Annotated in this window: 9 protein-coding genes and 1 pseudogene; 7 read left to right on the top strand and 3 right to left on the bottom strand. The window is 69.1% G+C overall.

Features of this window, described 5'->3' with window-relative positions:
* Both VOI19_RS05360 and VOI19_RS05365 read right to left on the bottom strand, forming a co-directional pair.
* Nucleotides 1-218 (bottom strand): annotated as a pseudogene (locus VOI19_RS05360) (phosphomannose isomerase type II C-terminal cupin domain); the annotation flags it as partial.
* Nucleotides 219-330: 112 nt separating this feature from the next.
* On the bottom strand, nucleotides 331-651 hold the full coding sequence (locus VOI19_RS05365; protein WP_323791926.1) for a GIY-YIG nuclease family protein: 321 nt from the start codon (nucleotides 649-651) through the stop codon (nucleotides 331-333).
* A 426-nt stretch (nucleotides 652-1,077) separates the two neighbouring features.
* On the opposite strand from VOI19_RS05365, the gene cysC reads away from it, so the two are divergent.
* The 4 genes from cysC (at nucleotide 1,078) to VOI19_RS05385 (ending at nucleotide 7,868) form a co-directional block, all read left to right on the top strand.
* Nucleotides 1,078-2,925 carry an adenylyl-sulfate kinase gene (gene cysC, locus VOI19_RS05370; protein ID WP_323791927.1) on the top strand — a complete coding sequence of 616 codons (1,848 nt, stop codon included), beginning with the start codon at nucleotides 1,078-1,080 and terminating at the stop codon, nucleotides 2,923-2,925.
* Nucleotides 2,913-3,962: a sulfite exporter TauE/SafE family protein gene (locus tag VOI19_RS05375; RefSeq protein ID WP_323791928.1), complete on the top strand. Its 1,050-nt coding sequence runs from the start codon at nucleotides 2,913-2,915 to the stop codon at nucleotides 3,960-3,962. Before cysC ends, VOI19_RS05375 begins: the two co-directional genes overlap by 13 nt.
* A 29-nt stretch (nucleotides 3,963-3,991) precedes the next feature.
* Complete coding sequence (gene manA / locus VOI19_RS05380) at nucleotides 3,992-5,218, top strand: mannose-6-phosphate isomerase, class I (RefSeq protein ID WP_323791934.1); 1,227 nt, start codon at nucleotides 3,992-3,994, stop codon at nucleotides 5,216-5,218.
* A 256-nt stretch (nucleotides 5,219-5,474) separates the two neighbouring features.
* Complete coding sequence (locus tag VOI19_RS05385) at nucleotides 5,475-7,868, top strand: M1 family metallopeptidase (RefSeq protein WP_323791929.1); 2,394 nt, start codon at nucleotides 5,475-5,477, stop codon at nucleotides 7,866-7,868.
* Nucleotides 7,869-8,176: 308 nt separating this feature from the next.
* Here the strand turns inward: VOI19_RS05385 and VOI19_RS05390 are convergent, their stop codons facing one another.
* The gene (locus VOI19_RS05390) at nucleotides 8,177-8,698 is read right to left on the bottom strand and encodes a hypothetical protein (RefSeq protein ID WP_323791930.1); all 522 of its coding nucleotides are present in this window, start codon (nucleotides 8,696-8,698) and stop codon (nucleotides 8,177-8,179) included.
* A 177-nt stretch (nucleotides 8,699-8,875) separates the two neighbouring features.
* On the opposite strand from VOI19_RS05390, the gene VOI19_RS05395 reads away from it, so the two are divergent.
* The 3 genes from VOI19_RS05395 to cysD all read left to right on the top strand — a co-directional run.
* Nucleotides 8,876-10,042, top strand: coding sequence for a nucleotide sugar dehydrogenase (locus tag VOI19_RS05395; RefSeq protein ID WP_323791931.1), 1,167 nt, complete (start codon nucleotides 8,876-8,878; stop codon nucleotides 10,040-10,042).
* Between the two features lie 241 nt (nucleotides 10,043-10,283).
* The gene (locus VOI19_RS05400; RefSeq protein ID WP_323791932.1) at nucleotides 10,284-10,574 is read left to right on the top strand and encodes a hypothetical protein; all 291 of its coding nucleotides are present in this window, start codon (nucleotides 10,284-10,286) and stop codon (nucleotides 10,572-10,574) included.
* Nucleotides 10,575-10,795: 221 nt separating this feature from the next.
* Nucleotides 10,796-11,583 (top strand): sulfate adenylyltransferase subunit CysD (gene cysD / locus VOI19_RS05405; protein ID WP_323791933.1); only part of this gene is annotated, 788 nt, incomplete at its 3' end.

Below are 11,583 nucleotides of genomic sequence, written 5' to 3' on the forward strand. Positions count from 1 at the left end.
ACGTCGATGCACTCACCGGGTCCCGCCACCACGACGTCCTCGCCCACGGTGCAGGTGGCCATGCCGAAGATCACGACCCAGTGCTCGGAGCGGTGCTTGTGGGTCTGCAGCGACAGCCGCTTGCCCGGGTGCACCACGATGCGCTTCACCTTGTAGCCCTGACCGTCCTCGATGACGTGCCAGCTGCCCCAGGGGCGGTCTTCAGAGATAACGGCCATGCGCAGAAAGGTAGTGCGCACCCCACCCACCCCCACAATCCACCCCTTACCCCAACGCCGGTTGAGGTGCGAACGAAGTGAGCCTCGAAACCCCGCAATCACCCCCACGGCCTCAACCACCCTCGATCCCCCCGAGCCGCTCCTGCACCGCCTTCCGCTTCGCGAGCGCGACCAGACCTTCGTAGTCGCCTCGAATCAGCGCCTCACGCTTCTTCCTCGACCACCCCTGGACCCGCTTCTCGAAGGCAAACGCCTGCTCGATCGACGAGAAGTCGGCTGACCACACCATCCGAGCCGGACGGCGACCCGGCCGACGCGTGTAGGAGGCACCCTCGTGCGAGTAGTTGTGCTCCCACAACCGCCGCTCCCGATCGATGGTGCTGCCGACGTAGTAGCTGCCGTCGGCACACAGCAAGATGTAGACCCAGGCCATCTAGGGACCCTGACGCTCACGAGCTCCTTCAGCCACTGCCTTTCGCTCTAGTTGTGGAGCATCCCGCCTCACCCCACGCATGTGGATGCAGGCTGGTCAGGCACGACGGCCACCAGGCCGACCACACGCTGGTTGAGGTGCGAGGGCCCCGGGCCGACCCACACCCTGGTTGATGCACGAGGCCGCCAACCCGACCCCCACGCTGGTCGAGGGGCAAGGACCGCCAAGCCGACCCCCACGCTGGTTGAGGTGCGAGGGCCGCTAGGCCCGAGCCTCGAAACCCCGCAACTGTCTCCTCTCACCGTCCGCACGCACCTCGCCGGGTTTCGAGGCTCACTTCGTTCGCACCTCAACCACCATTGGTCGCCCAGATCCTCCCGGCGCTTCAAGTCCAGTATTGCGGTGGACTTTGTTACGATTCCCGCCGTGTCAGACCCCTCTCTTCCCCAGCTCTGCCCGTCACCCCGCGAGCTCGACGACCTCGAGCTGCTCGTGGCCGGGGCGTTCGCACCCGTGGTGGCCTTCAACGAGCCGGGCAGCCCGATCACGCTCGCGGTCCCCGCAGACCTGCAGGACGAGGAGACGATCGAGCTCGTCGACCCCGAGGGTCTCCCCCTCGCCCGGGTGACCCGCCGCGCCGACGGCGCGCGCGAGATCAAGTCGCTCAGCCCCGCGCAGTACGGCCCGTTCCGCAGCCTGCGCCGCTCCCCCGCCGAGGTCCGCTCGACGGCCTCCGGACTCGCCGGCCGCACTTTCGTGCCGGTGACCGACGCGATCACCGACGCCCAGCTCGACCAGCTCCGCGACGTCGGCCCGGTGGTTCTGCTGGCCCTGATCGGCCACGGCACCCCCGACCTCTCCCCCGTCGCGCTCCTGCGCGCCACGCTCCGCGTCGCCGACGAGCTGCCCGAGGCGGACGTCGTCGCGGTGCCACTCGCGAGTCACGGCGATGCCGACGTCGACCACGACTTGGGCGTGCAGGTCACCCGCGCCTACGCCGGAGTCGACCCCGTCCTCGGTCTCGTCGACGCCGGGGAACCCCTGGACCTCGTGGCCGACATCGTCGAGGCCGACCAGCCTCCGCTGGACGCCCAGGGCCTTGTTCTCTTCTTCACCGGGCTGTCCGGCAGCGGCAAGTCGACCCTGGCCCAGGCCCTGATGGACCGGCTCCTCGAGCAGGGCGGCCGCACCGTCACGAGCCTCGACGGCGACGTCGTACGCCGAAACCTGTCGGCCGGCCTGACCTTCTCCAAGGCCGACCGCGAGACCAACATCCGTCGCATCGGCTGGGTAGCGGCCGAGATCTCCCGCCACGGCGGCGTCGCGGTGGTCAGCCCGATCGCTCCCTTCGACGAGACCCGCCAGCAGGTGCGGTCGATGGTCGACGAGGCCGGTGGCGCGTTCTTCCTCGTCCACGTCGCGACTCCGCTCGAGGAGTGCGAGCGCCGCGACCGCAAGGGCCTCTACGCCAAGGCCCGCCGCGGCGAGATCCCCGAGTTCACCGGCATCTCCTCGCCCTACGAGGAGCCCGAGGACGCCGACGTCCGCGTCGACACCACCGGCCGCACGATCGACGACGCGCTCGACGACGTGGTCTCCGCCCTCGCCGACGCCGGCTACCTCGACCTCCGCGACACCCGCCGGTCGTCGAGTAGCCGGGACGAGCGCAGCGAGACCCGGCGTATCGAGACGCCGCGAGCCGAGCACGAACCCCAGGCCCCTCTAAACGTCCTCTTCGTCTGCACCGCCAACATCTGCCGCAGCCCCTACATGGAGCTGTCCGCCCGCGCCCTGGTCGCCGAGACCGGCGGCTCACTCGAGCTCTCCTCGGCCGGCACCCGCGGCTTCGTCGACCGCCAGATGGACGACGTCATGTCGTCCACGCTGGCCGACGCCCGCGGCGTCCAGGCCACCGACTTCCTCAGCCGACCGCTCACCCGCGACCTGGTCGCGGACGCTGATCTCGTCATCACCGCCGAGGCGTCGCACCGCTCCTTCATCCTCGACGACGACCCCGGGTCGTTCCGCAAGGTCTTCACCCTCGGCCAGCTGGCCGAGGCGGTCGGCGAGCTCGAGTCCGGGCTCAGCCGCGACGACCTCCTCCAGGCTCTCGGCGAACGGCGAGGCACCGCCTCGGCCGACCTCGACGTGGCCGACCCCTACCGCCGCGGGCGGCAGGCGGCGCAACGCTGCGCCGAACACATCGACTCACTCCTGCGCGTCGTCGTGCCGGTGCTGACCGCAACCGAAGGAGTGCAGCCGTGGAAGAGCTGATCACCACCACGTTCTTCTCGATCATGTTCGCCGGCTTCTTCGTCGGCATCGTGGTCGGGCTCACCGGCATGGGCGGCGGCGCGCTGATGACCCCCGCCCTGCTCTTCCTCGGCGCCGGCGGAGGCGAGGCCGCCACGGTCGTGGCCGCCGACCTCACCGCGGCCGCGATCTACACGTCGGGCGGCGCAGTCGTGCACGCACGCGAGGGCTCCCCCAACTTCACCTTGGCGAAGTGGCTGATCATCGGCTCGGTGCCGTTCGCCCTCCTGGGGCCCTACCTGGTCAAGGCCATCACCAGCGACCCCGACCAGCTCGACTTCGTGCTGAAGGTGTCGATCGGCTTCGCGCTGCTCCTGGCCGCGAGCACCTACGCGCTGCGCCTCTACCTCAACCTCCGCATGGTGCGCAGCGGCGGCCACCACGGCGACCCCGACCCGCGGATCCGTCCCTTCGTCACGCTCCTCGTCGGCGCGCTCGGCGGCATCCTGGTGGGCGTCACCAGCGTCGGCTCCGGCTCGATCATCATGGTCGCCCTGCTGATGCTCTACCCGGGCCTCTCCGCGGTGAAGCTCGTCGGCACCGACCTCGTGCAGGCCGTGCCGCTGGTCCTGGCTGCTGCGATCGCCAACGTCGCGATCCACGGGCTCGACTGGAACCTCCTGATTCCGCTGGTGATCGGCTCGGTGCCGGGCACGATCATCGGCAGCAAGCTCGCGCCGCGGGTGCCGCAGTCCTACATCCGCCGCGGCATTGTGGTGGTCCTGACGATGTCGGGCGTCGCGCTGCTCGACAAGGCCGGTTGGGCGCCCTTGGGCCGCGAGGAGACCCACCCCTACCTCATCGTCGGGGTCGGCTTCGCCACGCTCGTCCTGGTTCCGATCGTCTGGGGCTTCCTGCGCCGCGGCCAGGGGTTGCCGATGTTCGGTCTCCCGACCGTCGCCCAGCTCGAGGACCCGCAGTACGTCGCGCAGGAGCGCGCACGCACGACCGCGGGCGAGGAAGCCGACGGCTCCGACTCCCCCCGCCGTACGCCGTAGCCCACCGCTAGCTCAACGCCGTGTTCGTCATGGGCAACGCCGTGCGCGACTACGCGTGGGGCTCGACCGAGCAGCTGCCACAGTTCCTCGGTCACGCCCCCACCGGTCGGCCTCAGGCCGAGCTGTGGATCGGCGCCCACGACGGCAACCCGTCTTCGCTACCGGACGGGCAGCTGCTCAACGAGGTCATCGCCGGCGAGCCGGAGGTCCACCTCGGCCGACGCACCGCGGAGCGCTTCGAGGGCCGGCTGCCGTTCCTGATGAAAGTGCTTGCGGTCGGGGAACCGCTGTCGCTCCAGGTCCACCCGAGCAGCGAGCGCGCCCGGTTGGGCTTTCGACGTGAGGACGAATCCGGTCTCCCGCTCGACGCAGGACACCGCAACTACAAGGACCGATGGCACAAGCCCGAGCTGATCTTCGCCCTGACCAGGTTCGAGGGGTTGGCCGGTTTCCGCGACGTCGACCGCACGGTCGAGATCCTCGGACTTCTCCACCTCCCGTGGGCCGAGCAGCTCGCCGCACGCCTGCAGGACGGCGCCGCTGACGAACGGTTGCGTGAGGTGGTCACCGAGACGCTCGCGCTCCAGGGTCGACCACTCAGCCGGCTGCTGGGCCAGGTCGGCGACGCGGCTCGCCACGCCGGAGCCCGCGCCCGTCGCGACCTGCTGCGCCACTACACCAAGCGCAGCGACGCGCACAACCGCGTCGGCGCCGAGGCCGTTCGCGTGTTCACCCGCCTCGGCGACCTCGCTCGCCGCCACCCGAAGGACCCCGGGGTCCTGGTCACGCTGCTGCTCAACAATGTCACCCTCGCCCCCGGCGAGGCGATGTTCGTCAACGCCGGCATCGTGCACGCCTACGTCGAAGGTTTCGGGGTCGAGATCATGGCCTCCTCCGACAGCGTGCTGCGGGCCGGCCTGACGCCCAAGCACATGGACGTCGCCGAGCTCCTGGCCGTCACCGACTTCCGGCCGAGCGCGCCGCCACGCTGGGCTCCCGCCGAGCGCGCAGCCGACTTCGTGCACCTCGAGCCCCCGGTCGCGGAGTTCTGCCTGACCGTCGGCCGGCCGCCCCTGCGCCGTCTCCCGGCCACCGGCCCGCGCGCCGTCCTGGTGCTCGACGGCGAGGTCGAGGTGGTCTCCCGCAGCGAGCGGATCGAGGTACGACGGGGCCAGTCGGTCTTCATCTCCCACAGCGACGGACCCGTAAACGTAGTCGGGGAGGGCCGCGTCGCCGTAGGCTCGGTCCCGCTATGACTCCCCAATTGCTCGTCGAGGCACCTGCCTGCCCTCTCCCCACGCTGGTTGAGGTGCGCCGAGCGCGCCACGCGGCAGCCCACACGCTGGTTGAGGTGCGAGGAGCGCTAGCGACGAGCCTCGAAACCCCGCAACCACACCGCCGGAGGCTGAGCAGGCCGAGCCCCTGGGCGAGGCCGTCGACGAAGCCCCAGCACACGACTGCCAACCCCAGAAACTCCCGTAACACCCCCACCCCCGACTCGTTGGTCCTCCCGTGAAGCCCACGACCACCACCCGCTCGGGCATCGCGATCACCATCGCCGGCCTCGTCTGCTCGAGCCTGCTCCTGGCCCCGAGCCCCGGCACCGCAGCCGAGCCCGCCACCCCGGCAGTCGCAGGAGCCCGCACCGCCGGCGACACGCTCTTCCCCCACCAGGGCAACGGCGGCTACGACGTGCAGCACTACGACCTCGCGATCGCCTACGCCCGCAACGGCTCGATCCAGGCGACCGCCACGATCGATGCCCAGGCGACGGCCGAGGCACCGTTGAGCGAGTTCTCCCTCGACCTCGAGGGCCTCACGGTCTCCGGGGTGACGGTCAACGGTGTCGCGGCGACCTACACCCGGGTGACCGAGCCCGACACCTTCAAGCTCGTGGTCACCCCGGCCACCCCGGTCAGCGGCGACTTCACGACGGTCGTGAACTACGGCGGCACCCCGACGTCCCACACCGACCCCGACGGCTCGACCGAGGGCTGGACCCAGACCCAGAGCGGTGGCGTGGTCGCCCTCAACGAGCCGGTCGGCGCGATGACGTGGTTCCCCAACAACAACACCCCGCGCGACAAGGCCACCTTCACCACCCGCCTCACCGTGCCCTTCACGCCGCCCGAAGCCGACGAGGTGCCGATCAACCAGACGGCGGTGAGCACCGGCGTCCTGGACGAGGTCACCACGACCTCCAGCACCCGCACCTTCGTGTGGGAGCAGCCCAACCAGCAGGCTCCCTACCTGTCGCTGGTCGCGATCGGCAACTACCTCACTGCCACGTCCGACGTCCCCCTCAGCGTCGGCACGACGCCCGAGTGGAGCTACGCCAACGCGATCATCTCGCCGATCTCGAGCTTTGCGACCGGCCGCGCCAAGCTGTCGCCGATCCTGAAGTCGCTCGAGGCCCGCTACGGCACCTACCCGGGCTCGAGCACCGGCCTCGTTGTCGACTCCTCGACCCTCGGCTATGCCCTGGAGACCCAGGACCGCCCCTACTTCGAGTTCACCGTCGGTCAGAACACCCTGATCCACGAGCTCGCGCACCAGTGGTTCGGCAACGCGGTCTCGCCGAGCGACTGGAGCGACATCTGGCTCAACGAGGGCCCTGCCACCTACCTGGCCACCCAGGTCGAGGCCGAGCTCTACGGCGGCGACTCCACTGAAGTCACCTACTACGACCTGTGGGAGTCCACCGACGAGGACGACCAGTTCTGGGACGTCCCCGTGGCCGGCTTCGACGACCCCGCCGACCTCTTCGGCGCCCCGACCTACGACCGCGGGGCGATGACCCTCGAGGCGATGCGCACCGCGCTCGGCACCGACGTCCTCGACGAGATCATGGCCACCTGGATCGAGCGCTTCGGAGGCCGCGATGCCTCGACCGCCGACTGGATGGAGCTGTCGGAGGAGATCTCGCGCCAGGACCTGCGCCTGTTCTTCCAGGACTGGCTCTTCGACACCGATAAACCGGAGTGGCCCTCGCGCTGGACCCTGGACCTCGACGTCGCCACCACCGGCGACGTGGCGAGTGCCGACGAGCCGCTGTCGATGACCCTGTCGACGACCAACACCGGCAAGGTCGTGCAGAGCGGCATGCTCGCCAAGATCGACATCGAGGCCCTGCTGCGCCAGGCCCGACTCGGCGACCTGCCCGACGGCGTCACCCGGATGCGCAACACCCTCACCTGGCGGATCCCCGACTCCGCCCTCGGCAAGAGCGCGTCCGTCACGATCCCAGCGCGGACGAAGCTTCCCCTGCGCTCGTCGGAGCCGATCGACATCGAGACGTACGCCGCCACCCTCGGCGCCACGTGCGGCACCTGCCTTCGCACGGTCGAGTTCGCCGGCCCCTTCGTCCTCTTCCCCACCCCAGTGCCCACCGTCGACGGCACCACCCGCGTCGGCAAGCGCCTGACGGCGACCGTCGGCGACTGGGCCGATGGCGCGACCCTTGACTACGAGTGGCGCAGGGACGGCGACGCGATCCCGGGCGCGCGCAGTACCCGCTACCGCGTGCGCGCCGCCGACCTCGGCTCGCGCATCACCTTCGCGGTGACCGGCTCGAAGCCCGACTTCATCCCGGTCGCCATGGTGAGTGACCCCACTCGCGTAGTCACCCAGGGCCGCCAGGCCCGCCGCAAGCGCCCGAGCATCAACGGCCGCCCAAAGGTCGGCCGCACTCTGCGCGCCGTCGTACCCGGCCGCGACTCCGGCACGACCACCAGCTACCGCTGGTCAGCCGGCAAGAAGGTCTACCGAGCCCAGACCAAGCCACGCCTCCAGCTCCGCCCCAAGCATCAGGGCAGGCGGCTCGAGGTCACCGCCACGACCACCAAGCCCGGCTTCCGCTCCATCACCAAGTCCAGCAAGCCCACCAAGCGCATCCGCCGCCGCTAGACGCGACCCTCGGAGGCTGAGCAGGGCGAGGAACGAGCCCGTCGACGAAGCCCCGCGACCCACCACCCCCGGAGGCTGAGCAGGGCGAGGAACGAGCCCGACGACGAAGCCCCCGCGACCCGCCACCCCCGGAGGCTGAGCAGGGCGAGGAACGAGCCCGACGACGAAGCCCCGCGACCCGCCACCCCCGGAGGCTCAGCAGGGCGAGGAACGAGCCCGACGACAAAGCCCCGCGCCCCAACGCCGGTTGAGGTGCGAAGGCCCCCTAGGGGCCTAAGCCTCGAAACCCCCCAACCACCACCCCCAACTCAGATCCAAGCCCTCCCAATTGCCGGCGCCGAGGCACCAGTCGTCGGCGTAGTAACCACGTTGACCCCACCTGCCGAGAGCCCCGTGACGGGCACGGCGAAGGCAAAGGCCCGCGATATTGTCGACGTCGCATCCGGCGCGCCCGGGAAGTTGCCGTTGGTGAAGGTGTAGGAGTACCCGCCGACCCCAGCCGCCGCCTTGCTGACGAAGACAAAGCCCGCGCCGAGGTTCAAGACCGTCGGATCCGCATCCGTAATCGTGCCGCCGGTCGGCAACACGGTGAACACCGTCGTCACAGCCCCGGGCGACCCGGTGTTGGCGTTGGTCACCTCGGTGATGACCGTCAGGACTGTGACCTCGTCGCGGACCTCGTTGTAGGCCTCCTCGATGATGGTCGTCAGCGCCGCCGGCCCACTGACGGCAAAGGCCGGAGCGGCACTCGCCATCACCACCACCGGCGCGGTCCACGCGGCACCCTTCAACACCTTGCGACGGCTGGCACCTGGAACGAGCTCGGACATGTTCTCTCCTCGAAGCTGGTCGACGCAGAAGTCCCCCATGGACCCGGGCACTCGCGGCCCTGCCGGGATCTTTGCGCACAGGGCACCACGTGTCACTCCCCAGCTCGTGGCACACCGCAAGTCCCTCCGTCACCGGCCCGTCACCCCCAGGGCACAGTTCCCCCGTACCCTGCGGCCATGAAGATCGCAGTCGCCGGCCTCGGGTACGTCGGACTCTCCAACGCCGTAGTCCTCGCCCAGCACCACGACGTGGTCGCGGTCGACCTCGACCCCGAACGCGTCGACCTCCTCAACCAGGGCATCGCCCCGATCGAGGACGTCGAGTTGCAGGACTACCTCTCCCACCAGCCGCTCCGACTCACCGCGACCCTCGACCAGGACGCCGCCTACGCCGACGCCGACTTCGCGATCGTGGCCACCCCCACCAACTACGACGAGGTCACCAACTACTTCGACACCTCGTCAGTCGAGTCGGTGATCGCCGAGGTACTCAAGCGCAACCCACAGTGCGCCGTCGTCGTGAAGTCAACGGTCCCGGTCGGCTTCACCGCCCGCGTGCGCGACGAGCACCCCGGCGCGACCATCATCTTCTCCCCTGAATTCCTCCGTGAGGGCAAAGCGCTCTACGACAACCTGCACCCCTCGCGCATCGTCGTCGGCGACACCTCGCCGGTCGGCAAGCAATTCGCGGCGCTCCTTCAGGAAGGAGCGATCGACCAAGATGTCCCGGTCCTCTTCACCGACCCGACCGAAGCGGAGGCGATCAAGCTCTTCGCGAACACCTACCTAGCGCTGCGGGTCGCCTACTTCAACGAACTCGACACCTACGCCGCCCTTCACGGGCTCAGCTCGCGCCAGATCATCGGCGGCGTCGGGCTCGATCCCAGGATCGGCTCGCACTACAACAACCCGAGCTTCGGCTATGGCGGCTACTGCCTGCCCAAGGACACCCGACAACTCCGCGCGAACTACCGCGACGTCCCGCAGAACCTCATCGGCGCCATCGTGGACGCCAACACCACGCGCAAGGACTTCATCGCCGACGACGTCCTGCGTCGCAACCCCACCACGGTCGGCATCTACCGCCTCATCATGAAGTCGGGCTCCGACAACTTCCGTGAGTCGAGCGTGCAGGGCGTCATGAAGCGCATCAAGGCCAAGGGAGTGGAGGTAGTGGTGCACGAGCCCGAATTCAACGAAGACCACTTCTTCAACTCCGAGGTTGTCAACGACCTCGACGAGTTCAAGCAGCGTTGCGACGTGATCATCGCCAATCGGCGCTCCGACACGCTCGCCGACGTGGAGCACAAGGTCTACACCCGCGACCTCTTCGGCTCCGACTGACTCAGGTCCACACGCTCGCGCTCCCGGCAGCACCACCGTTGGTCGTGGTTGGGATGGCGGCGACCCTGCCGTTGGAGGCACCCGCAACGTTTTCCACGACAGGGACCGTGAAGACCAAGGTGGTTGCGCCGTCCTCGTAGAGTTCGATGCTCCGGGAGGTTCTGCGCAACTGAAGTTGTAGGTGCGGCCACCGCTGTTGCCGGAACGGTCCACGAAGGCCCAGCCGTCGGCGGAGATGATCATGAGGTCGCTGCTGCTCACCGTGCCGACCCCTGTGTTGGGCGTCGCTGTCACCACGAGCGAGGTCTGGCCACCCGAGCCGGTGTTGGCGTTGGTCAACATGACCGAAATAGTGAGCGCTCCGTCGTCGCGGACGCTGGTCACCGCTGCCGGACCGGAAGCGGCGTACAACGGCGCGGCCGAGGCAGCCATCATCACCGGCGCAGCCCACGCTGCGCTCGCGCCGGTGCGTAGCACCACCCTCCGCGGGAGCCCGACGGGACCGCCTTGGTCCGGGGTGCCGAACGACTGACTGCAATTACTGGGCACGCGGACCACCCTTGCGACTGATGATCTGATTGAGCCCTCGACGATTAACGGTGTCCCAGGTCACGCCACATCGCGGCGCGTGGCGCAACCGGCGGCCGCGATCCAGTAGCGTGACTGCGTCGACACCTACGTCGCTTCGCCCACCGCCCACGGTCGTCGCTACGATGACCGTTGCTGCAATCCCGCGAGAGGCCCACTTTTTTCATGACAAGCACGCACGCCGACTACCGGCTGAGCCAGCTCGACCAGCTCGAGGCAGAGTCGATCCACATCTTCCGTGAGGTCGCCGCCGAATTCGAGAAGCCCGTCCTGATGTTCTCGGGCGGCAAGGACTCCATCGTCATGCTCCGCCTGGCGGAGAAGGCCTTCTACCCGGCGAAGATCCCCTTCCCGATCCTCCAGGTCGACACCGGCCTCGACTTCCCCGAGGTCGAGGAGACGCGTGCGCGCTGGGTCGACCGTTTGGGCGTCAAGCTCATCGTGGCCAGCATCGACGACGCGATCGCCAACGGCTCCGTGGTCGACGACGGCAAGACCAGCCGCAACCGCATGCAGATCGGCACCCTGCTCGCCGCGATCGAGGAGAACGGCTTCACCGCCGCCTTCGGTGGCGGCCGCCGCGACGAGGAGAAGGCCCGCGCCAAGGAGCGCGTCTACTCCCACCGCGACGAGTTCGGCCAGTGGGACCCGAAGATGCAGCGCCCCGAGCTGTGGAGCCTCTACAACGGGCGTATCCACGAGGGCGAGCACATGCGGATCTTCCCGATCTCCAACTGGACCGAGCTGGACGTGTGGGACTACATCGGCCGCGAGGGCATCGAGATCCCCAGTATCTACTTCTCCCACCAGCGCCGCGTCTTCGTGCGCGACAACATGCTGATGAGCGAGACCCCGCTCAACCCGCTGCGCTCCGGCGAGACCGTCGAGGAGCGCACCGTCCGCTTCCGCACCTGCGGCGACATCAGCCTCACCGGTTGTGTCGAGTCGACCAG

The sequence above is a fragment of the Nocardioides sp. genome (assembly GCF_034670285.1).
Lineage (GTDB): Bacteria > Actinomycetota > Actinomycetes > Propionibacteriales > Nocardioidaceae > Nocardioides.

What these genes read in the sequence shown, in the direction of transcription:
- manA (WP_323791934.1), top strand. Translation starts at nt 3,992, where the DNA reads ATGGGCAACGCCGTGCGCGACTACGCGTGGGGCTCGACCGAGCAGCTG.
- VOI19_RS05400 (WP_323791932.1), top strand. Translation starts at nt 10,284, where the DNA reads ATGAGGTCGCTGCTGCTCACCGTGCCGACCCCTGTGTTGGGCGTCGCT.
- VOI19_RS05395 (WP_323791931.1), top strand. Translation starts at nt 8,876, where the DNA reads ATGAAGATCGCAGTCGCCGGCCTCGGGTACGTCGGACTCTCCAACGCC.
- VOI19_RS05390 (WP_323791930.1), bottom strand. Translation starts at nt 8,698, where the DNA reads ATGTCCGAGCTCGTTCCAGGTGCCAGCCGTCGCAAGGTGTTGAAGGGT.
- VOI19_RS05365 (WP_323791926.1), bottom strand. Translation starts at nt 651, where the DNA reads ATGGCCTGGGTCTACATCTTGCTGTGTGCCGACGGCAGCTACTACGTC.